At 65.9% G+C, this 20,157-nt stretch carries 25 protein-coding genes; 6 read left to right on the top strand and 19 right to left on the bottom strand.

Features of this window, described 5'->3' with window-relative positions:
* Positions 1 to 47 precede the first annotated feature (47 nt).
* Positions 48 to 947 (top strand): hydrogen peroxide-inducible genes activator, encoded by a 900-nt coding sequence (locus ASG11_RS08685; protein ID WP_055780584.1) that lies wholly within the window; start codon positions 48 to 50, stop codon positions 945 to 947.
* Positions 948 to 1,021: 74 nt separating this feature from the next.
* A complete protein-coding gene (locus ASG11_RS08680; protein WP_082472680.1) occupies positions 1,022 to 1,645 on the top strand; it encodes a fasciclin domain-containing protein in 624 nt (207 codons plus the stop codon).
* A gap of 18 nt (positions 1,646 to 1,663) precedes the next feature.
* Here the strand turns inward: ASG11_RS08680 and ASG11_RS08675 are convergent, their stop codons facing one another.
* Genes ASG11_RS08675 through pgsA form a run of 3 tightly spaced genes read right to left on the bottom strand, consistent with a single transcriptional unit; the run spans position 1,664 to position 2,952 of the window.
* On the bottom strand, positions 1,664 to 2,122 hold the full coding sequence (locus tag ASG11_RS08675; protein WP_055777813.1) for a molybdenum cofactor biosynthesis protein MoaE: 459 nt from the start codon (positions 2,120 to 2,122) through the stop codon (positions 1,664 to 1,666).
* Complete coding sequence (moaD, locus tag ASG11_RS08670) at positions 2,119 to 2,376, bottom strand: molybdopterin converting factor subunit 1 (protein WP_055777812.1); 258 nt, start codon at positions 2,374 to 2,376, stop codon at positions 2,119 to 2,121. Before moaD ends, ASG11_RS08675 begins: the two co-directional genes overlap by 4 nt.
* A gap of 9 nt (positions 2,377 to 2,385) precedes the next feature.
* Positions 2,386 to 2,952, bottom strand: coding sequence for a CDP-diacylglycerol--glycerol-3-phosphate 3-phosphatidyltransferase (gene pgsA / locus ASG11_RS08665; protein ID WP_055777809.1), 567 nt, complete (start codon positions 2,950 to 2,952; stop codon positions 2,386 to 2,388).
* 137 nt (positions 2,953 to 3,089) lie between these two features.
* Here pgsA and ASG11_RS08660 point away from each other — a divergent pair, with 137 nt between their 5' ends.
* Entirely contained in the window at positions 3,090 to 4,376 is a 1,287-nt protein-coding gene (locus tag ASG11_RS08660; protein WP_055777807.1) for an MFS transporter, read from the top strand.
* A 188-nt stretch (positions 4,377 to 4,564) separates the two neighbouring features.
* On the opposite strand, the gene ASG11_RS08655 is transcribed toward ASG11_RS08660, so the two are convergent.
* Together ASG11_RS08655 and ASG11_RS19000 are read right to left on the bottom strand one after the other, a co-directional pair.
* Positions 4,565 to 5,344: a helix-turn-helix domain-containing protein gene (locus ASG11_RS08655; RefSeq protein ID WP_055777804.1), complete on the bottom strand. Its 780-nt coding sequence runs from the start codon at positions 5,342 to 5,344 to the stop codon at positions 4,565 to 4,567.
* Positions 5,345 to 5,431: 87 nt separating this feature from the next.
* The gene (locus ASG11_RS19000) at positions 5,432 to 5,596 is read right to left on the bottom strand and encodes a hypothetical protein (RefSeq protein WP_168371717.1); all 165 of its coding nucleotides are present in this window, start codon (positions 5,594 to 5,596) and stop codon (positions 5,432 to 5,434) included.
* 166 nt (positions 5,597 to 5,762) lie between these two features.
* On the opposite strand from ASG11_RS19000, the gene ASG11_RS08650 reads away from it, so the two are divergent.
* Positions 5,763 to 7,214, top strand: a complete 1,452-nt coding sequence (locus tag ASG11_RS08650; protein ID WP_055777801.1) for an ATP-binding protein — start codon at positions 5,763 to 5,765, stop codon at positions 7,212 to 7,214.
* A gap of 116 nt (positions 7,215 to 7,330) precedes the next feature.
* On the opposite strand, the gene ASG11_RS08645 is transcribed toward ASG11_RS08650, so the two are convergent.
* From ASG11_RS08645 to ASG11_RS08625, 5 genes are all read right to left on the bottom strand, one after another.
* Positions 7,331 to 8,206 (bottom strand): TorF family putative porin, encoded by an 876-nt coding sequence (locus ASG11_RS08645; protein WP_055777799.1) that lies wholly within the window; start codon positions 8,204 to 8,206, stop codon positions 7,331 to 7,333.
* A 263-nt stretch (positions 8,207 to 8,469) separates the two neighbouring features.
* On the bottom strand, positions 8,470 to 9,999 hold the full coding sequence (locus tag ASG11_RS08640) for a SulP family inorganic anion transporter (RefSeq protein ID WP_055777796.1): 1,530 nt from the start codon (positions 9,997 to 9,999) through the stop codon (positions 8,470 to 8,472).
* The gene (locus ASG11_RS08635; RefSeq protein WP_055777793.1) at positions 9,996 to 10,691 is read right to left on the bottom strand and encodes a carbonic anhydrase; all 696 of its coding nucleotides are present in this window, start codon (positions 10,689 to 10,691) and stop codon (positions 9,996 to 9,998) included. Before ASG11_RS08635 ends, ASG11_RS08640 begins: the two co-directional genes overlap by 4 nt.
* 46 nt (positions 10,692 to 10,737) lie before the next feature.
* On the bottom strand, positions 10,738 to 12,096 hold the full coding sequence (locus ASG11_RS08630) for an ATP-binding protein (protein WP_330218894.1): 1,359 nt from the start codon (positions 12,094 to 12,096) through the stop codon (positions 10,738 to 10,740).
* Positions 12,097 to 12,104: 8 nt separating this feature from the next.
* Positions 12,105 to 12,839, bottom strand: a complete 735-nt coding sequence (locus ASG11_RS08625) for a response regulator transcription factor (RefSeq protein ID WP_055777786.1) — start codon at positions 12,837 to 12,839, stop codon at positions 12,105 to 12,107.
* A 145-nt stretch (positions 12,840 to 12,984) separates the two neighbouring features.
* Between ASG11_RS08625 and ASG11_RS08620 the strand changes: the two genes are divergently transcribed.
* Together ASG11_RS08620 and ASG11_RS08615 are read left to right on the top strand one after the other, a co-directional pair.
* Complete coding sequence (locus ASG11_RS08620) at positions 12,985 to 13,227, top strand: hypothetical protein (RefSeq protein WP_055777784.1); 243 nt, start codon at positions 12,985 to 12,987, stop codon at positions 13,225 to 13,227.
* A gap of 140 nt (positions 13,228 to 13,367) precedes the next feature.
* A complete protein-coding gene (locus tag ASG11_RS08615; RefSeq protein ID WP_055777781.1) occupies positions 13,368 to 13,847 on the top strand; it encodes a nuclear transport factor 2 family protein in 480 nt (159 codons plus the stop codon).
* Between the two features lie 113 nt (positions 13,848 to 13,960).
* On the opposite strand, the gene ASG11_RS08610 is transcribed toward ASG11_RS08615, so the two are convergent.
* From ASG11_RS08610 to ASG11_RS08575, 9 genes are all read right to left on the bottom strand, one after another.
* Entirely contained in the window at positions 13,961 to 14,314 is a 354-nt protein-coding gene (locus tag ASG11_RS08610; RefSeq protein ID WP_055777779.1) for a HesB/IscA family protein, read from the bottom strand.
* Positions 14,314 to 14,814 carry an SUF system Fe-S cluster assembly protein gene (locus tag ASG11_RS08605; protein WP_055777775.1) on the bottom strand — a complete coding sequence of 167 codons (501 nt, stop codon included), beginning with the start codon at positions 14,812 to 14,814 and terminating at the stop codon, positions 14,314 to 14,316. Before ASG11_RS08605 ends, ASG11_RS08610 begins: the two co-directional genes overlap by 1 nt.
* 8 nt (positions 14,815 to 14,822) lie before the next feature.
* Positions 14,823 to 16,088, bottom strand: coding sequence for a cysteine desulfurase (locus ASG11_RS08600; RefSeq protein ID WP_082472679.1), 1,266 nt, complete (start codon positions 16,086 to 16,088; stop codon positions 14,823 to 14,825).
* Positions 16,088 to 16,915 (bottom strand): SufD family Fe-S cluster assembly protein, encoded by an 828-nt coding sequence (locus tag ASG11_RS08595; RefSeq protein WP_443024448.1) that lies wholly within the window; start codon positions 16,913 to 16,915, stop codon positions 16,088 to 16,090. Before ASG11_RS08595 ends, ASG11_RS08600 begins: the two co-directional genes overlap by 1 nt.
* 111 nt (positions 16,916 to 17,026) lie before the next feature.
* Entirely contained in the window at positions 17,027 to 17,770 is a 744-nt protein-coding gene (gene sufC, locus ASG11_RS08590; RefSeq protein ID WP_055777772.1) for a Fe-S cluster assembly ATPase SufC, read from the bottom strand.
* Positions 17,770 to 18,084 (bottom strand): hypothetical protein, encoded by a 315-nt coding sequence (locus tag ASG11_RS08585; protein ID WP_055777769.1) that lies wholly within the window; start codon positions 18,082 to 18,084, stop codon positions 17,770 to 17,772. The genes sufC and ASG11_RS08585 overlap by 1 nt, the downstream gene beginning before the upstream one ends.
* Entirely contained in the window at positions 18,084 to 19,547 is a 1,464-nt protein-coding gene (sufB, locus tag ASG11_RS08580; protein ID WP_055777766.1) for a Fe-S cluster assembly protein SufB, read from the bottom strand. Before sufB ends, ASG11_RS08585 begins: the two co-directional genes overlap by 1 nt.
* A complete protein-coding gene (locus tag ASG11_RS18705; RefSeq protein WP_156363704.1) occupies positions 19,547 to 19,738 on the bottom strand; it encodes a hypothetical protein in 192 nt (63 codons plus the stop codon). The genes sufB and ASG11_RS18705 overlap by 1 nt, the downstream gene beginning before the upstream one ends.
* Positions 19,735 to 20,148 (bottom strand): SUF system Fe-S cluster assembly regulator, encoded by a 414-nt coding sequence (locus ASG11_RS08575; RefSeq protein ID WP_055777763.1) that lies wholly within the window; start codon positions 20,146 to 20,148, stop codon positions 19,735 to 19,737. Before ASG11_RS08575 ends, ASG11_RS18705 begins: the two co-directional genes overlap by 4 nt.
* Positions 20,149 to 20,157 lie beyond the last annotated feature (9 nt).

Raw genomic sequence — 20,157 nt, 5'->3', positions numbered from 1 at the left:
ATCGATCCTATAGTCTATCCGACGATTATTGATCGAGCGGAGCGATGATGGCGACCTATCTCCCGACCTTGAAGCAGTTGCAATATCTTGTCGCGCTCAGGGATCATGGTCACTTCAGCCGCGCGGCGGAGGCGTGCTTCGTCACGCAATCCACGCTGTCGGCGGGCATCCGCGAACTCGAGACGCTGATCGGCGTGGTGCTGGTCGAGCGCACGCGCCGCGTGGTGCGCTTCACGCCAATCGGCGAACGCATTTCGGACAAGGCCCGCCGCGTGCTGCGCGAGGCGGAGGAGTTGGGCGATCTCGCCCGCGCCGCCGGCCGGCCGCTATCGGGCGAGCTGCGCATGAGCGTGATCCCGACGATCGCACCGTTCATGCTGCCGAGCATCCTGCCGCGGTTGCGCGCCGAGTATCCCGACCTGAGGCTGTTCCTGCGCGAGGAGCCGAGCGGCGCGGCATGCGAGGGGCTGCACAACGGGCGCACCGATTGCGTGCTGCTGGCGCTGCCTTACGCGTGCGGCGAGGTGTCGAGCGAAACGCTCTTCGAGGACCGTCTGTTCATCGCCGGGCCTGAGGCGGAACTGGGCGCGCATGCCGTGTCGATGCGGGCGGCGGAGATCGACGAGACCCGGCTGCTGCTGCTCGAAGACGGGCATTGCCTGAAGGATCACGCGCTGGCTGCCTGCAACCGCCCGGAACTGCGCGCCGAGGCGACGATAATGGGCACCTCGCTACACACGATCGTGCAGATGGTCGATAACGGCTTGGGCGTGACGATGCTGCCGGAAATGGCGCTGAAGGCGGGAATATTGGAGCATACGGGGTTGACCGCGCGGCCGCTGGAAGCCGAAAATCCGTCGCGCCGGATCGCCCTGGTCTGGCGGCGCGCGTCGCCCCGCGAAAAGGACTTTCACCTGCTCGCCCGTGCCCTGGCCGAGGCGCGCTGAGGAAACCATTCGCGATTTGGAACGTATCTCCCGGTGCGTGCCCTCGGGCGCAGCCTATCAATCCGGAGAGAAACATGACCTTCATCGCCAAATTCCCGCTGGTCGCGCTGGCCGGCGCGTTGTCGATCACCGCCGCCTCGGCCCAGACCGCAGCGCCCGCCGCCCCGGCGCAAGCTGCGCCGGCCGCCGCCGCGCCCGCGCCCGCCGCGCCGAACCCCGCCGTCGGTGGAGCCGCGATGGATGCGACCAAGACGATCGTTGCAAACGCCTCGACCGCACCGAACCTGACGACCCTGGTCGCCGCCGTGAAGGCCGCTGGCCTTGCAGAGACGCTGTCCGGTCCCGGCCCGTTCACCGTCTTCGCGCCGACCAACGACGCCTTCTCGCGCCTCGCCCCGGGCACGGTCGACACGCTGCTGAAGCCCGAGAACAAGGCGACCTTGGTCAAGGTGCTGACCTATCACGTCGTGCCCGGCAAGATCAGCGCGACAGATCTGATCGCCAAGATCGACGCCGGCGGTGGCAAGACCGTGCTGACCACCGTCGAAGGCGAGCCGCTGACCGCAGCCAAGGAAGGCCAGGCCGTCTCGCTGACCGACGTCAACGGCAACAAGAGCTATCTCGAGATCCCGGACGTGCGTCAGTCGAACGGCGTCGTCCACGTGGTTAACGGCGTGGTGCTGCCGAAGCTGAACTGATCGGACTCATCCCCTCCCTCAGGGGAGGGGCCGGTTCACGGTTTCCCATCGCGCGGCGGCGGCATCATCGCTGCCGCGCGATTCTACCCAAGTGGCTTGCCCGGCACGCGTTTCGCGTTTCCAGAACGGCGCATCGGTTTTTAGGCGATCGATGAGAAACGCACAGGCCTCCAGCGCCGCCGAACGGTGCGGCGCGGATACGCCCACGAACACGATCCGCTCGCCCGGACGCATCACGCCAATCCGGTGGACGATCGTCGCCGACAGCAAGGCCCAACGCGTTTTGGCCTGCTCGGCCAGCGACAGCAGAGCCGCCTCGGTCGCGCCGGGATAATGTTCCAGTTCCAGCGTCCCAACCCCGTCGTCCGCGCGCACCAGCCCGGTGAACGTGGCGATCGCACCCGCGCCTTCCGCCTCGATCAGCGCCAGCTCGGCAGCCAGGTCGATCGCAGCATCGTTGACGAGGATGCGGATCATCCGCCCGTCACCGGGGGAAAGATCGCCACCTCGCGCGCCGAACCCAGCGGTGCGTCGATCGGCACGAACACCTGATCCACCGCCGCGCGCAACCGTCCACGATCGGCGAACGTCCGCGCATGCGATTCGCTCGTCGCGCTCAGCCAGTCGATCAACTCGGCCACCGTCGTCACACCGGCCGGCGGATCGACCCGTTCCTGCCCGACGCCCACGCCCTCGCGCACCCAGGCGAAATACACCATCTCGATCGTCATCTCAGGTGATCAATCCATGTGCTTCACGCCGACGCGGAGATAGTCCCAGCCTGTAATGAGCGTCAGGATCGCGGCACCCCATAAAGCCGCCAGCGAGATATCGTGCAGCACCGGATAGACCGGCAGCCCGCCCGCCAGAATGAGCCCGCCCAGCGACACCAGTTGCAGCGTCGTCTTCCACTTGGCCAGCTTGGACACAGGCACCGACACGGAAAGCTGCGCCAGGAATTCGCGCAGCCCCGACACCGCGATCTCGCGCAGCAGGATCACCAGCGCGGCGATCTGGTGGATGCCCGGGATCAGCGCCGGCTGGCTGTCGCGCGTGCCGACCAGCAGCAGGATGACGGCGGCGACCATGATCTTGTCGGCGATCGGATCGAGGAACACGCCCAGCTTCGACACCGCGCCCTGCGCCCGCGCCAGATAACCGTCGAAATAATCGGTGATGCCCATCAGGCAATACAGCACGAACCCGGCAAGATACCCGTCCGACCAGCCCGGCCACCACAGGAACACGGCCAGCAGCGGTACCGCGACGATTCGCGACAGGGTCAGCACGTTTGGCAGCGTCCACATTCCCTCGCTCTAGCCCTCACTTCCCGCAGGGGAAAGCCCGCCTGCAGAGGCACCTAACGGATAACCTGTTGCCGCCCGCCCGGCCGCTCGGCTATGTCCGTGCCATCGTTTCGCCACATCCAAGGCATTTTTCGACCATGCTCAATGCGCTCGGCCTACTCAAAGAGCGCCGATTTCTGCCCTTGTTCACCACCCAGTTCCTGGGCGCTTTCAACGACAATCTGTTCAAACAGGCGATGGTGCTGTTCGCCACCTACAGCATCTTCAACGATGCCAAGGCCGAACAGGGATTCAACGCGCTGGCGACGGGCCTTTCCACCTTGCCCTTCATCCTGTTTTCCGGGCTCGCCGGGCAATTGGCCGACACGCACGACAAGGCCCGCATCATCCGCATCGTGAAGACGGCGGAGATCTTCATCATGATGGTCGGCGCGGGCGGGTTGGTGCTGGCCAAGATGGGGTATACCAACACCGGCATCACGCTGATGCTCGCCACCGTATTCCTGCTCGGCATGCATTCGACGTTCCTCGGGCCGATCAAATACGCGATCCTGCCGCAGCATCTGGACGGGCCGAACGTGCTCGGCGGCACCGGCCTGGTCGAGGCCGGCACCTATATCGCGATCCTGATGGGTACGATCCTGGCCGGCTATATCTCGCCCGAAACGGCGGCGATCGGCGTCTTGATCGTCGCCGGGATCGGCTGGTTCAGCGGGCGCGAAGTGCCGCCCGCCCCGCGCGAGGGCGCCGTGCTGGCGATCAACTGGAACCCGATCACCTCGTCCTGGCGCCTGATCAACGCGACGATGCACATCCCGCGCCTGTTCCTGGCGATCTGCTCGATCAGCTTCTTCTGGACGATCGGCGCGGTGCTGATCATCATCTTTCCTCCACTGGTGAAGAACCTGCTCACCACCACGCAGGAGGTCGCCAGCCTGTTCACCGCGACGCTGTCGGTCGGCATCGCGATCGGATCGGTCGTCATCAACACGCTGTTGAAAGGCAAGATCTCGGCGAAATACGGCCCGGCCTCCGTCATCGCGATGGGTGTCTGCGTGGTCCTGTTTTCGATCCTCGTGCGCACCTGGACGCCGGCGGTGGGCCATTTCTACGACTGGAAGGAATTCATCGCCCAGCCGCTCGCCATTCCGCTGATGCTGTCGCTGCTCGCCATCGCGGTCACCGGCGGGATGTTCGTCGTACCGCTCTACGCCTTCCTGACGACCACCGTGACCAAGGATCAGACGGCGCGCACGGTGGCCGCGAACAACGTCGTCAATTGCGCGGCGATGACGGTCGGCGCGGTGGCGGTGATCTTCATCTCGCACCTCGGCGTCACGCCCGAGAACATGCTGCTGCTCGTCGCCGGCATGTGCCTGATCGCCGCGTGGCTGGCGCAGAAACTGCATCTCGCCTGCGATTGAGGGGGCGGCGCGCCGGCTGCTTCAACGAACAGCCGACGCGCTCGCCTAAACCTGTGGTCGCTTTGGATCGCTTTTAGTCACCCTCACCCTTCGCCGCCTTCGGCGTCTTTCCCCTCTCCCGTTGGGAGAGGGAGGGAGGAGCGCAGCGACGGAAGGGAGAGGGTGACCAAAGGTGATCGAAAACAAATCTAGCCGATCGTCACGCCCACTACGTGCCAACCGCCATTCTCGCGATCGAGCGAGACCGTCTCCACCGCCTCGGTCTTATTGGCGAAGCGTGTGCGGAACTTCACCACTTCGTAGCCGGCCGGCGGAGCGGGCAGGTTTTCCTGGCTGACGAAGGTGCGTGAGATCACCGCGCCCAACGGCACGCGCACCTTCTCCGATACCGTAGCCCAAACCTGCGCCGTGTTCAGCTTGCGGAACGCCGTTCCGGTCGCCTTGTAGCTTTCGTCCCAACGCCCCTGATCGACCAGAACCAGCCAGCGACGCGCCGCGTCCACCACTTCGGCATTGGGTGCGTCGGACGATGTGGCAGGCGTTGGCGGCGAGGTCGTGGCGACTTGCGGCAGGGCGGCGAGCGCCAATAGGCCGAGAATGAGCGTCATGAGCAAAACTCCGATGATCAAGGGACGGCGATATGCCCGCCCCACGCCGTCGATCGGCGCGCCTTCCTGATCCGCTCGGGGCCGAGCCGCGTCTGCCCCGATTCTCGTGTCCCCAAGCAAATCGGTGTCTGGAGCCCCTGCGGCCACGCCTTCGACCTCCAGCAGCAGGCGTGCCGCCTCGCGGCTGCTCGACACCGCCATCTTGCGCCGCACATCGCGAAGGCGTTCGTTGATCGTATGAACCGAAAGATCGAGGCTGCGCGCGATCGATTTGGCGTCGTGACCGCGCACGATCATGCGAAGCGTCTGCTTTTCCTTGTCGGTAAGCGCCCGGATACCGTCTGTCGCCGCCGTGTTCATACCGCTCGGGACTAGGTCAGCGGCACGGGCGTCGCCACCCCGAAAAATTCGTATCCCGCGGTGGCAACCCTGCTCTCTTGCGCGGGCCTAGAAGATCAGCGTGTAGATGCAGATGAAGAAGGCCGTGAAGCTCAGCGCGAACAGCTTCAGATCGTTGTCGTCCGGGTTCGCCGCTTTCACGCGCGTCGGCGCGACCAGGCGGGCACGAAGCGGGTGGCGGGCGGCGCGGGCGAAGGCGGGCTGGTTTCTCATAGCCCGAAGTTAACGCCTCGTTTACAAATTCGGCCATCCGCTTCTTATGGTTAGCGGCGTCTAAATGCGGGACACCCGGCTCCGCTCGCCGCAATCCACATCAATCCGTCGCCATGCGCCCCTTAAGCCTTGCCCCTGCCCGCCCGCATCGGCCACACGGTCTCGGATGACGGTGCGCGTGGATATGGGAATGGATTCGGGGGGTGCCTCAGTGTCCATGGACCTGGAGGAGTTGCTGGCCACGCGCCTGCTCGTCCAAGGCAATTCCGGCTCCGGCAAATCGCACCTGCTGCGCCGCCTGCTCGAACGCAGCGCGGGCCATGTGCAGCAGATCATCATCGATCCGGAGGGCGATTTCGTCACGCTCGCCGGCCCGTACGGCCATGTCGTGGTCGAGGCGGTGAACTATTCCGCCAACGAGATCGTGCGCTTCGCTCAGCGTTGCCGCGAGGCGCGCGCCTCGGTGGTGCTCGATCTGGAGGGACTGGATGCGGAAGGGCAGATGCGCTGCGCCGCCGCGTTCCTGGGCGCCTTGTTCGATGCCCCGCGCGAACATTGGTATCCCGCTTTGGTGGTGGTGGACGAGGCCCAGGTCTTCGCGCCCTCGGTCGCCGGCGATGTCGCGGAGGACGTGCGCAAGGCGTCGCTCGCCGCCATGACCAATCTCATGTGCCGCGGGCGCAAGCGTGGTCTCGCCGGGGTCATCGCCACGCAGCGCCTCGCCAAGCTCGCCAAGAACGTCGCCGCCGAAGCCTCGAACTTCCTGATGGGCCGCACCTTCCTCGATATCGACATGGCACGCGCCGCCGATCTGCTCGGCATGGAGCGCCGCCAGGCCGAGGCGATCCGCGATCTCGCGCGCGGCACGTTCCTGGCACTCGGGCCGGCGGTGTCGCGCCGTCCGGTCGCGATCCGCATCGGCGCGGTCGAGACGTCGGCGCGTAGCAGCAGCCCGGTGCTCGTGCCGCTGCCGCAGCAGGGCGGCCGCGACATGCAGGAGATGCTGTTCGCCGAAGTCGAGCAACCGCAATTCATCATGCCCGCCGCGCCGCCCCGGCCGGTCGCGGCCGATCGGGTGATGCAGGATCTCGAACGCGAGGACCCCGCCCCCGTCCGCGCGCGGCCCGATCTGCCGGAGATCGACCCTGGCCCGGTCGTTACCGAAGTGCTGCGCGCGATCGTCGCCGATCCGGAATCGGCGACTCGCCCGGCGGCGGTGTTGTTCCAGGATTTCCAGGTCCGCTGCCGCATGGCCGGCGTGCCGCGCTCGCCGCTCGATTTGTCCGCTTTCTCGCGCCGGCTGGCCGCCGCGCGCGCGGGCATCTTCGACGGGCTGGACGCGGAATGGGCTCCGGTGATCGAGACCGCGCACGACCTGCCCGACGATATGCTGGGTGCCTTCCTGCTCATTGCCCGCGCCGCGCGCGATGGCGATCCCTGCCCGAGCGACGAGGATGTGGCGCGGATCTACGGTACGTCTTCGTTGGGACGGGCGCGCCGGGTGATGAGCTATATCGAAGGCCGCAACATGTTCGTCACCCGCGTGGACCTGTCGGGTAAGCGCTCGATCACGATCCCACGATTGGGCTGGACGACTCAGCCGGCGGACGCCGCCTGAGATGGACTGACACCCCTCCCGTTCGTGCCGAGCCTGTCGAAGCACCGCCCTTCTTCTCCGACCGTGGAGATGAAGAACGGCCCTTCGACAGGCTCCGGGCGGCCGGCTGACGGTGTTTAGAACGCCGCCGAAACCGAGAACAACACCTTGCTGCCCGCGATCGTGCTGCCATCCTTGGTCGAGGAGAAGTTCGGCTGCAGATAGGCGGACTCGGCCTTGCTGATGTCGGTATCGACATAGGCCACGCCCAACGTCACCGGCCCGAGCACGGCATCCACGCCCAGCAGCCAGTCCCAATATTTACCCGTCGGCGCGATGCTGGTACCGTTGGGGCCGAGGCCGGAATTGCCGTCCGAGAAGCCGAGATGGGCCTTCAGCGTGATCGGCGTACGGGGAATGCCGGCGCTGGCATCGCCCCAGAGGTACAGATTGTCCTCCTTGTCGCCGGCCTTGTCATACGCGCCGCCCGCCAGAACGGCCTGCGCGTTGGCACCGGTGAGCGACCATTTGCCCAGCGCCTGTTGCTTCGGTGCATAGGCCACGCCGGCCAATAGGCTGAGCGGACCGATCGTGCCGGACAGTTTCGCGAACGGCTCGGCGAAGTCGGTCTTGTCCGCGCCGCCCGGATACATGAACCAGGTCAGCCCGACATCGAGCGTACCGCCCCCGCCGATCGGCAATTTGTAGCCGCCGAACAGATCGAGTTCGAGATTGGGGCCGCCGAACGTGCCCCACCCGGCCAGGTTCGACGCCCAGGTGCCGGCATAGAGGCCGCTCTTGTGCGTGACGGTGATACCACCCTGCACGGCCATGCCCTTGTCGGACTGAGAAACGCCACGGAAGCGATAATCGGATACCAGAGCGATGGATCCGCTGGCCTTGAGGTCCGGCGGTGGGTCGGTCTGGTCCTGCGCGGCGGCCGGGGTGGCGATCAGCATGCCGGCAAGGGCGGCGGCGGCAAGGGGGCCGGCGGCGGTGAGCAACGATTTCATGAAACCTCCGAAGACTAAATAAGAGAGGTCCCAGCCTGCTGCCGGATCGTCATCGCCTCTTCCGCCGGGGAAGGTGGGATCGGCGGAGGGCAACGATCGATCCGAACACTGTCAAATTACGGGAACGGTGTTTCTGCCAGATCGATATTGTGTAACGAAACATTGCTGGTTCGCACGTGCAGCATGAATGGCGTGCTTTGAAACGCGAACGGGGAGGCGGATCGCCGGACCCGCCTCCCCGCAACTGTCCCGGCTTCGCGCCGTCACGCGGCCAGTTTGGCCACCTTGCCGGTATCGCCGGCGATGTCGACCACGGCGCCGGTCGCACGACGTCGCTGCAGCCATTCGTGCAGCATCGCCGCCGTCGTATGATCTGCCCCCATCAGGCACGATATGTCGAGGCGGATGCGCTTGCCCGGGGGCACCGCTTCCAGACGGTCCGACAGACGCGGCAGCGACACGAAGGTTGCGGTGCCGTCCAGCACGATGTCGTGCGTGCCGTCGTTCTGCGTTTCGTTCACCTTCAGCCGCAGGCGCTTGAGGTGCGGCAGCAGTTCCAGCGCCGACAGTCCGATGCCGACCAGCACGCCGGTGAGCAGATCGACCGAGACGACCAGCATCAGCGTCACCGCCCAGATCATCGCCGGCAACAGCCCGTAATCGCGGAACAGATGCTTCACGTGATCGAGGCTGACCAGCCGCACGCCGGTCACGACGAGGATCGCGCCCAGAGCGGCCATCGGGATCTCGCGCAACAGCCAGGGCAGCATCGCGACGAAACCGAGGATCCAGATTCCGTGCAGGATCGCCGAGGCGCGGGTGACCGCGCCCGCCTGGACGTTCGCGGACGAGCGCACGATCACGCCGGTCATCGGCAGCGAGCCGGCGGCACCGCAGAGCAGGTTGCCCACGCCTTGCGCCCGCAATTCCTTGTTGTAATCGGTGCGCACGCCGGAATGCATCCGGTCCACCGCCGCCGCCGACAGCAACGTCTCCGCGCTGGCGATGAACGCGATGGCGAGTGCGGCGGCGATGATCGACGGATCGAGCCACTTGGCGAGGAAGCCGTCGTCGGGCAGCGCGATCGCGCCGATGATCGAATTCGGCACCTCGACCTTGGCCACGTCCAGGCCGAGCAGGACCGCGACGATCGTGCCGGCAAGCACGCCCATGAGCGCCCCGGGCACGAGCTTCAGCGCCTGCGGACGGAATTTCTCCCAGCCCAGCATCACCAGGATCGTCGTCACGCCGATCGCGAACGCCAGTTCCGCCGCCTGAATGTCGGTCGACAGGCCGAGCAGTCGGCCCGGCATCGCCGCCAGATTGCCGAGCCCGTTGGGCAAGGGCTTGGCATCGAACAGGACGTGGAACTGCCCGACGACGATCAGCACGCCGATCCCCGCCAGCATGCCGTGAACCACGGCCGGCGAGATCGCCCGGAACCAGCCGCCGAGCTTGAAGATGCCGGCCGCGACTTGGATCGCGCCGGCCAGGATCAGGATCGGACCGAGCGCCGACAGGCCGTGATCGCGCACGAGTTCATAGACGATGACCGCGAGGCCGGCGGCGGGGCCGCTGACCTGCAACGGCGAACCCGCCAGCGCACCGACGACGATGCCGCCGATGATGCCGGTGATCAGCCCGCGCTCCGGCGGCATTCCGCTGGCGACCGCGATGCCCATGCACAGCGGCATCGCGACCAGAAACACCACGATCGACGCGGTGAAATCGCGCGGCAACGCCTTCAGGTTGGGGATCGACACGCCGGGGCGTGCCAAGGCGGAAGATTTCATGCGGCGGCTTCCATTGGCGTGTAATCGGCGGCGCGACGGGCTCCCGCCTCCAGCGCGATCGGCAGGGGGCTGTCTTCCTTGATCGCCGTGAAGCGGCCGGTCTCACCGTCCAGACCCAGGGTCACGCCGTTCTGGATATCGAAGAACCAACCGTGCAGCGACAGCTTGCCCTGCCCGATCGCGCCGGAAACCGACGGATGCGTGCGCAGGTTCGCGATCTGGGCGACCACGTTCTCCATGCCGACGACGCGGACCGCCTCGCCATTGTGCAATTCGGGATAGCAGCTGTCGACCACCGAGCGTGCGGCGGCACCGTGGCGCAGCCACGCCGCGACGTTCGGCATCTTCTCGACCATCTCCGGGTTCATCAACGCCTTCATCGCCCCGCAGTCCGAATGGCCGCAGACGATGATGTCGCTGACGCCCAGGACCATCACGGCATATTCCACCGTGGCGGAAACGCCGCCGGTCATGTTCGAATACGGCGGCACGATGTTGCCGGCGTTGCGGCAGACGAACAGGTCGCCCGGTTCCGCCTGCAACAGATGTTCGGGCACCACACGCGAATCCGCGCAGGAAATGATGAGCGCCTTCGGGCTCTGGCCCTTGTCGGCGAGCCGGGCGTAGAGCGCGCTCTGGTTCGGGAAGACCTGCTTTTCGAAGCTGATCACACGGCCGATGAGTTCGTTCACGGGGAAACTCCTGTCATTGGGGCACACCGTCAGGCGCGCCTAGAGATCAGGAGATAGTAAGTTCCCTTTGCTGCGAAGCAGCATGTTCGTAAGGAATCGTTTCCGCCGGAATCGGCAGCATGATTTCCGCGCGCAACCCTTGCGGAGCGCGGTTGGACAGCAGCAATCGCCCGCCCAGCCCCTCCAGCGTCCGCACCACGATGGCGAGGCCCAGACCGAAGCCGGCCGCGTCGCGCCCGCGCGCCTCGTCGAGCCGCACGAACGGCTCCAGCACGCGCGCCAGATCGGCCTCCGGAATGCCGGGGCCGTTATCCTCGACCGCGATCGAGACCCCCGTCCCATCCTGCGACACGCGCACCCATACCCGGTCGCCATAGCGCACCGCATTGCCGGTCAAGTTGTTGATCGCGCGTTTCAGCGACACCGGCTTGACCGTCAGTTCGAGGTGGTCCGGTCCGTCATATTCCGCCGCGTGCCCGGCGTCGCACAGGCTGTCCACGATCGTCGCCGCCATCACCGCCACGTCGATCCGGGCAGGCTTCTCCGGATCCTCGTCGCCGCCCAGGAACGCGAGCAACGACGCGACCATTGCCTCCATCTCCGCGACATCGCCCTCCACCGCCTGGCGTACCGTCGCATCGGCGATCCCGTCGACGCGCAGCTTGATCCGGGCGAGCGGCGTACGCAGATCGTGCCCGACCGCCGCCAAGGCCTGCGTCTGGTCGGAAATCAGGCGGCGGATGCGTTGCTGCATGCGGTTGAACGCCGCCGTCACGCGGCGCACGTCGCCCGGTCCGGCCTCGGGCACCTCGGCCACGTCGGCCGCGCCGAAATCGTCCGCCGCCGCCGCCAGCCGTCTGAGCGGGAACAGCATGCGCCGCACCAGCAGGATCGCGACGATCATCAGCGCGATCGCCGGGATCAGCGTCAGCAATATGCGCTCGAACGCCAGGTTGACCGTGACCAGCGGCTCGATCGTGCGGAAATACAGCCACGTCCCGTCCGGCAGCTTCAGCCCGCCCGCGACATAAGGATTGCGCCCCGGCGACACGAGCTGCACGCGCAGGTCGGACGCCGCGAGCGAGGGCTCCCACGTCAGGATCTGCTCGCGCATGCTGTCCAGCGAGGGCGAGAGCGGCGGCGGCGGCGGCAGCGCCTCCTGCCAGAGCAGCGCATAGCGATCGGTGGTCAGCTCCGCCGCTTCCTCGGCGCGCTTGTCGGGCTTTTCATCGGCGATCAGCTTGCGGCTGATGACGAGATGTTCGGCCAGCCGGTGCGCCTCGTCCTCGCGCACGGCGAAACGACTGGCGCGTTCGTACAGCAGGGTGCTGACGCCGAATTCCAGCAGCAAGGTGAGCAGAAGAATGGCGACGATGCGACCGGCGATGCCGATCGAAGGCCGCACGAAACGCCTCAACTGCGCGCGACCGACACGTTCAGCATATAGCCCACGCCGCGCACCGTGACGATCGGCGCGGGCTTGCCGTCATGGCTCAGCTTGCGCCGCAGCCGGCTGACCAGCACGTCCACGCTGCGATCCGAACTGTCGCCCAGCCGCGTGCGCGACAATTCGATCAGCCGCTCGCGCGCGATGACGCGGCCGGCATGATCGAGCAGGCTGATCAGCAGGTCGAATTCCGCGCCGGTCAGCTCGACCTGCGCGCCCGACGGCGAGAGCAATTCGCGCCGCGCCAGGATCGCCTGCCAGCCATCGAAGGTCAGGATGCCCTGTTCGGGCCGCCCGTGCCGCCGGTCGAGCGCGCCGCGCCTGAGCACCGCACGCACCCGCGCGACCAGTTCGGACGTGCCGAACGGCTTGGCGAGATAATCGTCCGCGCCCAGCTCCAGCCCGACCACCCGGTCCGTCTCGCTGCCCTTGGCGCTGATGAAGATGATCGGCACGTCGCTCTTCTGGCGCAGCGCGCGACACAGATCGATGCCGTTGGTGCCGGGCAACATGATGTCGAGCAGCACCAGATCGGTCGGCCCCGCCTCCAGCGCCTGCCACATCTCGGGCGCCGAGCAGGCCGGGCGCACGATATAGCCGTTCTGCTGCAGCGCGCGCGTGGTCAGCGTGCGCAGTGCGGGATCGTCCTCGACGAGGACGATCGAGGACGGGCTTTCGGGCGTGTCGAGATGTGGGGTCATTACGAGAGGAATTAGGGCTCGTGCCGCCTCAGGTCAACGCGGCGAAGGTATAGCGCCCCGGGGCAACACTTTGTCACACGCGCGTGGGACGCGGGACATTCGCGGCTCCTATCTACTGGTCACAACTGTCCCGGAGATTTTCCCCATGCGCATTTTCACGGCCACCGCCCTCACCCTCGCCCTGCTCGCCCCGACCGCCGCGTTCGCCGGGGGCAAGCCGTCGCATGCCGAGCTGCGGTCGGCGGGCTGCACCGTCCATCATGTCCGCGTCCCCGCCGGCAAGATCGTCCACCAGACCCCGACCGTGCGCTGCCCGGCCGGCGTGATGGAAGCGCTGACCAAGAAGAAGGCGCTCGAGAACCGCCCGGCCACCGCCGCGGTCAGCTGACCCGTTTTCTTCCACTTTCCCTCGAGCCTGACGGCCTCCTCCCACGCGGGAGGGGGCCTTTTTTTGTGCTACGCGCCTCAAGCTGGCCTCCCGTCGCTCCGCCGACTATCGTCTCATCTTGAACCACAGGATGCTCACTCATGCCGATCGCCGCGCTCGCCGCCTTGCTGCTCGCCCAGACCACGCCGATCCCGGATCTGCCCAAGGGCACCGGCCTGCCGCCCCCCGGCACCGAGGAAGCGTCGGTGATGGCCCCGGTCGACGGCCTGTTCGCCGGCCTCGCCGCGCGCGACGGTGCGGCGATCGCCCGGTTTCTGCGCGACGGCGGCGGCGCGACGTCCGTCACGGAAAACCCCGACGGCACGCGCCGCATCCGCCATCTCGACTGGGCGCAGTTCGCCGCCGGCATCAAGCCCGGCGCGGAGAAGTTCGAGGAACGGCTGATCGATCCTGCGATCGAGATCGACGGCGATATCGCGATGGTCTGGGGCCGCTACGTCTTCCTGATCGACGGCAAGCCGCACCATTGCGGCTACGATCATTTCGATCTCGTGCGCGAAAACGGCACCTGGAAAGTGCAGAACATCACCTGGTCGTCGCGCACCACGGGATGCGCATGAATATCCCCTTATCGTCACCCCAGCGTAGGCTGGGGTCTTCATGAGGCGCGCGCATCGCCTGCCTCCCAAAGATCCCGGCCTGCGCAGGAATGACCCTCGGGCGGGAGATCAACTCAGACCGTGAAGCTTTCTCCGCACCCGCACGCGCCCTTGGCATTCGGATTGGCGAACACGAACCCGGCGGCGAAATCGTCCTCCACCCAGTCCATCGTGCTGCCGATCAGATACAGGATCGATCCGCCATCGACGAACAAGGTGCCGCCGGCGGTGTCGATCCGTTCGTCGAACGCCTTCGCCTCGGTGACGTAATCGACCGAATAGGCCAGGCCCGAACATCCGCGCCGCGGCGTCGACAGCTTCACGCCGATCGCATCCGCCGGCGCCCGGCCCATCAGGTCCGCGATCCGCGCCTCGGCGGACGGCGTGAGGTTCAGCGCGGCGGGGCGTGGTCTCGCGATCGTGGCCATCACAACATCCCCAGTTCGAGCTTCGCTTCGTCGCTCATCTTCTGCGGATCCCATGGCGGATCCCAGACGAGATTGACCTCGGACGATCCCACCCCCGGCACCGCACCGACGCGCAGTTCGACCTCCATCGGCATCGATTCCGCGACCGGGCAGTTCGGCGTCGTCAGCGTCATCGTCACGACGGCATGGCCATCGCCGGTCACGTCCACCCCGTAGATCAGCCCGAGATCATAGATGTTCACCGGAATTTCCGGGTCGTAGATCTCTTTCAGCGCCTCGACCACCGCCTCGTACAGCACGCCGCCCGGCTCGCCAGGCGCATCGCCCGCCGGCTTCTGCGCGAGAAACCCTTCGAGATAATCGCGCTTGCGCTCGAACGTTTCCGCCACCCCCGCTGATCTTTCCGCGGGGGACGAATCAAACGCGCCTTCGACGCGCGCCTTGGGCGGCGCCTCGACCGAATCCACTTCTTCCACCATGATCCTGCGTTCTTCGTTCATGCCGAACCCTACCCAAAAATGCGCGTCACGCGCTCGATCCCGCCCACCAGCGCATCCACGTCGGCGGCGGAATTGTACACGCCGAAGCTTGCCCGCGCCGTCGCGTCCACGCCCAGCGCCTCCATCAGCGGCTGCGCGCAATGATGCCCGGCACGGATCGCGACCTTCGCTTCGTCCAAGATGGTGCCGATGTCGTGCGGATGCACCCCCTGGATGCTGAACGACACGATTCCCGCGCTGTCCTCCGGTCCGAACACCGTCACCGAATTGATCTGCGACAGCGCCTCGCGCGTCTTCGCCACCAACGCCGTTTCGTGCGCGTGGATCGCGTCCAGCCCGATATCCTCGACATAATCGATCGCGGCATGCAGCCCGAGCACGCCGACGATGTGCGGCGTCCCGGCCTCGAACCGGCCCGGCGGCGGCGCATAGGTGGTCCTGGCGAAGCTCACGCGATCGATCATCGACCCGCCACCCTGGTAAGGCGGCATCGCCTCGAGCAGGCCGGCCCGCCCCCACAGCACGCCGATCCCGGTCGGCCCGTACAATTTGTGCCCCGAAAAGACGTAGAAATCGCAATCCAGCGCGGCGACATCGACGCCGAGACGCGGCACCGCCTGGCACCCGTCGAGCAGGATCTTCGCGCCGACCGAATGCGCGATATCCGCCGCCCGGCGACCGTCGAGCACCGACCCGAGCACGTTCGACACATGGCCGAGCGCGACCAGCTTGTGCGCCGGCGTGATCATCGCCGCCATCGCATCGAGATCGATCCGGTGATCGGCGGTCAGCGGCACGACGTCGATCGCCGCGCCGATCCGCTCGGCGACCATCTGCCACGGCACGATGTTCGAATGATGCTCCAGCATCGACAGAAGGATGCGATCGCCCGCCTTCAGCTGCGTTCCGGCCCAGCACTCAGCGACCAGATTGATCCCCTCGGTCGCGCCGCGCACGAACACGATCTCGTCGGGCGATGCGGCACCGATGAACCCGGCCACCCGCCTGCGCGCCGCCTCATAGGCAAGCGTCATGTCTGCCGACCGCTGATACACGCCGCGATGCACGGTGGCGTAGCTCGTGTCGTACCCACGCGTGATCGCGTCGATCACCTGCCGTGGCTTCTGCGCCGTGGCGGCGGTATCGAGATACGCCCAGCCGTCGGGGATTGCCGGGAAATCTGAGACGAGATCGAGCGCTTCAATCCCTCTCCCATTGGGAGAGGGAGGGAGGAGCGAAGCGACGGAAGGGTGAGGGTGAGCGAGCGAGTCCATCAGCCGCCCTCACCCTTCCCACTCGGCTGCGCCTCGCGGGCCCCTTCCCTCTCCCGATGGGAGAGGGAAAGATCAAGCATCCGCTCCAACGCCGCCAGAGCCGCAGCCTCGACCCGCCCGCGCTCGTCCTCATCCACGATCCCCGCGAACGCATTCGCCACGAACGCCTGCAACAGCAGCACCTTCGCCTCGGCCGGCGCGATCCCGCGCGACGCGAGGTAGAACAGCGCCATCGCGTCCAGCTCGCCGACCGTGGCGCCATGCGCGCACTTCACGTCGTCGGCGAAGATCTCCAGTTCGGGCTTGGCGTTCGCCGCCGCCGTCCGGGTCAGCAGCATCGCCTTCACGCTCTGCGACGCATCGGTCTTCTGCGCATCCCGCGCCACCGCGACCTTGCCGAGGTACGATCCGGTCGCGCGCCCGCCGAGCACCGATCGCACCACCTGGTTCGACGTCGCGTTCGGCTCGATATGGTTGAGCGTCGTCACGATCTCCAGCGTCTGATCGCCGCCGCCGAGCATCGCTCCGCCAAGCTCGAAATGCGCGCCCTCATGGCACGTCACGTCGATCGCGATCCGCCCGAGCTGCCCGCCGATGTTGAGAACGTGAAACGCCGCGGTGGCACCCGCGTTCAGCACGACCCGGAAATCCCGGATCGCGACCGCATCCAGCGCCGCATCCTGCACGATGACGCGCGAAACGGACTCGCCCGCCGCGACCTCGATCACTTCGGCGGCCGGCACCGGCCAAACCGAGGCGACAGCTTCCAGATCGGAATAGCGCCAGGATTCATCCCGCCGTGTGGGGAGAGTTGCAAGCTCAGCCACGAAAAACTCCGTCATCCTGAACTTGTTTCAGGATCCATCCCTCCACAAATCCAGCCAGCCGTTGCTGCACGATGGATGCTGAAACAAGTTCAGCATGACGGGGGAATGAAGTCATGCCGCCACCCCGGCATAACCCTCGGACTCCAGCTCCAGCGCCAATTCCGGCCCACCCGAGCGAATGATCCGCCCGCCCGACAACACGTGCACGAAGTCCGGCTTCACATAATCCAGCAACCGCTGATAATGCGTGATCAGGATCACCGCCTTGTCGGGCTTGCGCATGATCCGGTTGATCCCGTCGCCGACCACTCGCAACGCGTCGATGTCCAGCCCGCTATCGGTCTCGTCGAGGATCGCCAGCTTCGGATCGATGATGCCCATCTGCACCATCTCGTTGCGCTTCTTCTCGCCGCCCGAAAAGCCGACATTCACCGGCCGCTTGAGCATCTCCTGATCCATCGACAGCGCATCGGCCTGTGCGCGCGCCAGCTTCAGGAATTCGCCCCCCGACAGCGGCTTCTCGTCGCGCCCCTTGCGCTGCGCATTCAGCGCCTCGCGCAGGAACTGCACGTTCGACACGCCCGGAATCTCGACCGGATACTGGAACCCGAGGAACAGCCCCGCCGCGGCGCGCTCGTGCGGTTCGAGCTCGAGCAGGTCGACCCCGTCGAACGCCACCGAACCTGCGGTCACCTCATAACCGGGCCGCCCGCCGAGCACATAACCGAGCGTCGACTTCCCCGCCCCGTTCGGCCCCATGATCGCATGCACTTCGCCCGCGTTCACGCTGAGCGAAAGGCCCTTGAGGATTTCCTTGCCGTCGATTTCGGCGTGAAGGTTTTCAATTTTTAGCATCAGTGCCGGGCTTTCTTCAGACGATTACGTTTAATCCATGCGGCTTCCAGAACCTTCAGCCGCTCCATGCCGGCCTCCGCTTCCTTCTCATCGGTAATGGAACCGTCCATCGCGTTAAACGCCGTTAATCTCTCGCGAGCGCATTGACGATGAACGAAGACTTGGAATTCGTCGGCACTCATAACACCCACCTGCGGACTATCCGACCAGCCGTTGATGCAAGCCTCATAAAAGCGGACTGATGGCCTTTCCGCTTCCGGCAAGTCGGCGACAGGTCGGGTTGCTTGAAGCAGCGATGCGAGAAGAAGCAGCATCACCCCACGCTCCCCTCAAGCGAGATCCCCAGCAGCTTCTGCGCTTCAACCGCGAATTCCATCGGCAGTTGCTGCAACACCTCGCGCGCGAAGCCGTTGACGATCAGCGCCACCGCGCTCTCCGAATCAAGACCGCGCTGCATCGCGTAGAACATCTGGTCGTCGCTGATCTTCGACGTCGTCGCCTCATGCTCGATCTGCGCGCTCGGGTTGCGCACCTCGATATAGGGCACGGTATGCGCGCCACATTGGTCGCCCAGCAGCAGCGAATCGCATTGCGTGAAGTTGCGCACGCCCTCCGCGGCCGGCGCCACGCGCACCAGCCCGCGATAGGTATTGTCGCTGCGCCCGGCCGAGATGCCCTTCGACACGATCGTCGATCGCGATCCCTTGCCGTTGTGGATCATCTTCGTGCCGGTATCGGCCTGCTGGCGATTGTTCGTCACCGCCACCGAATAGAATTCGCCGACCGAATTCTCGCCGTTCAGGATGCACGACGGGTATTTCCAGGTGATCGCGCTGCCCGTCTCGACCTGCGTCCAGCTGACCTTGCTGTTCTTGCCCTGGCACAGAGCGCGCTTGGTGACGAAATTATAGATCCCGCCCTTGCCGTTCTCGTCGCCGGGATACCAGTTCTGCACGGTCGAATATTTGATCTCGGCATCGTCCAGCGCGATCAGCTCGACCACCGCCGCGTGCAGCTGGTTCTCATCGCGCATCGGCGCGGTGCAGCCTTCGAGGTAGGAGACGTACGCACCCTTGTCCGCGACGATCAGGGTCCGTTCGAACTGCCCGGTATTCTCAGCATTGATACGGAAATAGGTGCTGAGTTCCATCGGGCAGCGCACGCCCTCCGGAATGTAGACGAACGTGCCGTCGCTGAAGACCGCGCAGTTCAGCGCCGCGAAGTAATTGTCATGCGCCGGCACCACCTTGCCCAGCCACTTGCGCACCAGATCGGGATATTCCTTGATCGCCTCGCTGATCGACCGGAAGATCACGCCGGCAGCCTCCAGTTCCTTGCGGAACGTGGTCGCCACCGACACGCTGTCGAACACCGCGTCGACCGCGACACGCCGCGCGCCCTCGACCCCGGCGAGCATCTTCTGCTCCTCGATCGGGATGCCGAGCTTCTCGTAGACGCGCAGGATCTCGGGATCGACCTCGTCCAGCGACCCCAGCTTGGGTTTCACCTTGGGCTCGGCGTAATAATAGGCGTCCTGATAATCGATCGGATCGAGCTGCAGCTTGGCCCAATCCGGCGCTTCCAGCGTCAGCCACAGCTTATAAGCCTTCAGACGCCAGTCGAGCATCCATTCCGGCTCGCCCTTCTTGGCCGAGATGAAGCGCACCGTATCCTCGCTCAACCCCTTGGGCGCGAATTCCTGTTCGATATCCGAATGGAACCCCCATTCGTACGTCTTGTTCGCGGCGGCATGCGCCTCTGCGTTCTTCGTCGCCATTACAAAACCTCTGCCGCAAAACGGCCCTCAAAAAACTCTGCACTCTCCGCGCGGATAAGAATACGTGGAGAAACCTTCTTCTCTTCTTTCGTGGCTTCGTGGCTTTGTGTGAAAAAGATCGTCTCACACGAAGCCACGAAGCCACGAAGAAGAAGAAGGAAAGTGTTGGGCGCTGCGCGCGGGCGGTTCATGCCGGCACCTGCGACAAGGTCGCCAACGACACGCCGGCCAGCGCGCCACGCACCGCGCCGTTCACCGCGCTCCAATGCGGCTTCACCCGGCAATCGCCTTCCAGGCCACAATCGTGCCGCCCGGTCTCGACGCACACGGTGAGCGCGATCGGCCCCTCCACCGCCTCGACGATGTCGGCCAGCGAGATCGCCGCCGCCGGTCGCGACAGGCGAAAGCCGCCGCCGGTGCCGCGCGAGCTTTCGATCAGGCCCGCCGCCGACAAGCGGCTGACCAGCTTCTGCACCGTCGGCAACGGCACGCCCGTCTCCTCGGCCAACACCGTCGCGTTCAGGCGAGCCACGCCGCCACAATGGCGCGCGGCGGCGCTCATCATCACGACGGCATAGTCGGCAAGGCTCGAAAGACGCATTGTTGCGAG

The organism is Sphingomonas sp. Leaf357 (assembly GCF_001423845.1).
GTDB lineage: Bacteria > Pseudomonadota > Alphaproteobacteria > Sphingomonadales > Sphingomonadaceae > Sphingomonas.
The sequence above is the reverse complement of the archived record's forward strand: the minus strand, read 5'-3'. Positions and strand labels throughout refer to the sequence as shown.

What these genes read in the sequence shown, in the direction of transcription:
- ASG11_RS08675 (WP_055777813.1), bottom strand. Translation starts at nt 2,122, where the DNA reads ATGATCCGCATCCTCGTCAACGATGCTGCGATCGACCTGGCTGCCGAG.
- ASG11_RS08585 (WP_055777769.1), bottom strand. Translation starts at nt 18,084, where the DNA reads ATGCTGCTTCTTCTCGCATCGCTGCTTCAAGCAACCCGACCTGTCGCC.
- ASG11_RS08640 (WP_055777796.1), bottom strand. Translation starts at nt 9,999, where the DNA reads ATGAAATCTTCCGCCTTGGCACGCCCCGGCGTGTCGATCCCCAACCTG.
- ASG11_RS08620 (WP_055777784.1), top strand. Translation starts at nt 12,985, where the DNA reads ATGCGCATTTTCACGGCCACCGCCCTCACCCTCGCCCTGCTCGCCCCG.
- ASG11_RS08680 (WP_082472680.1), top strand. Translation starts at nt 1,022, where the DNA reads ATGACCTTCATCGCCAAATTCCCGCTGGTCGCGCTGGCCGGCGCGTTG.
- ASG11_RS08625 (WP_055777786.1), bottom strand. Translation starts at nt 12,839, where the DNA reads ATGACCCCACATCTCGACACGCCCGAAAGCCCGTCCTCGATCGTCCTC.
- ASG11_RS08650 (WP_055777801.1), top strand. Translation starts at nt 5,763, where the DNA reads ATGACGGTGCGCGTGGATATGGGAATGGATTCGGGGGGTGCCTCAGTG.
- ASG11_RS08605 (WP_055777775.1), bottom strand. Translation starts at nt 14,814, where the DNA reads ATGAACGAAGAACGCAGGATCATGGTGGAAGAAGTGGATTCGGTCGAG.
- ASG11_RS08615 (WP_055777781.1), top strand. Translation starts at nt 13,368, where the DNA reads ATGCCGATCGCCGCGCTCGCCGCCTTGCTGCTCGCCCAGACCACGCCG.
- ASG11_RS08600 (WP_082472679.1), bottom strand. Translation starts at nt 16,088, where the DNA reads ATGGACTCGCTCGCTCACCCTCACCCTTCCGTCGCTTCGCTCCTCCCT.
- ASG11_RS19000 (WP_168371717.1), bottom strand. Translation starts at nt 5,596, where the DNA reads ATGAGAAACCAGCCCGCCTTCGCCCGCGCCGCCCGCCACCCGCTTCGT.
- ASG11_RS08610 (WP_055777779.1), bottom strand. Translation starts at nt 14,314, where the DNA reads ATGGCCACGATCGCGAGACCACGCCCCGCCGCGCTGAACCTCACGCCG.
- ASG11_RS08575 (WP_055777763.1), bottom strand. Translation starts at nt 20,148, where the DNA reads ATGCGTCTTTCGAGCCTTGCCGACTATGCCGTCGTGATGATGAGCGCC.
- pgsA (WP_055777809.1), bottom strand. Translation starts at nt 2,952, where the DNA reads ATGTGGACGCTGCCAAACGTGCTGACCCTGTCGCGAATCGTCGCGGTA.
- ASG11_RS08645 (WP_055777799.1), bottom strand. Translation starts at nt 8,206, where the DNA reads ATGAAATCGTTGCTCACCGCCGCCGGCCCCCTTGCCGCCGCCGCCCTT.
- moaD (WP_055777812.1), bottom strand. Translation starts at nt 2,376, where the DNA reads ATGACGATCGAGATGGTGTATTTCGCCTGGGTGCGCGAGGGCGTGGGC.
- ASG11_RS08685 (WP_055780584.1), top strand. Translation starts at nt 48, where the DNA reads ATGGCGACCTATCTCCCGACCTTGAAGCAGTTGCAATATCTTGTCGCG.
- ASG11_RS08655 (WP_055777804.1), bottom strand. Translation starts at nt 5,344, where the DNA reads ATGAACACGGCGGCGACAGACGGTATCCGGGCGCTTACCGACAAGGAA.
- sufB (WP_055777766.1), bottom strand. Translation starts at nt 19,547, where the DNA reads ATGGCGACGAAGAACGCAGAGGCGCATGCCGCCGCGAACAAGACGTAC.
- ASG11_RS08660 (WP_055777807.1), top strand. Translation starts at nt 3,090, where the DNA reads ATGCTCAATGCGCTCGGCCTACTCAAAGAGCGCCGATTTCTGCCCTTG.
- ASG11_RS18705 (WP_156363704.1), bottom strand. Translation starts at nt 19,738, where the DNA reads ATGAACCGCCCGCGCGCAGCGCCCAACACTTTCCTTCTTCTTCTTCGT.
- sufC (WP_055777772.1), bottom strand. Translation starts at nt 17,770, where the DNA reads ATGCTAAAAATTGAAAACCTTCACGCCGAAATCGACGGCAAGGAAATC.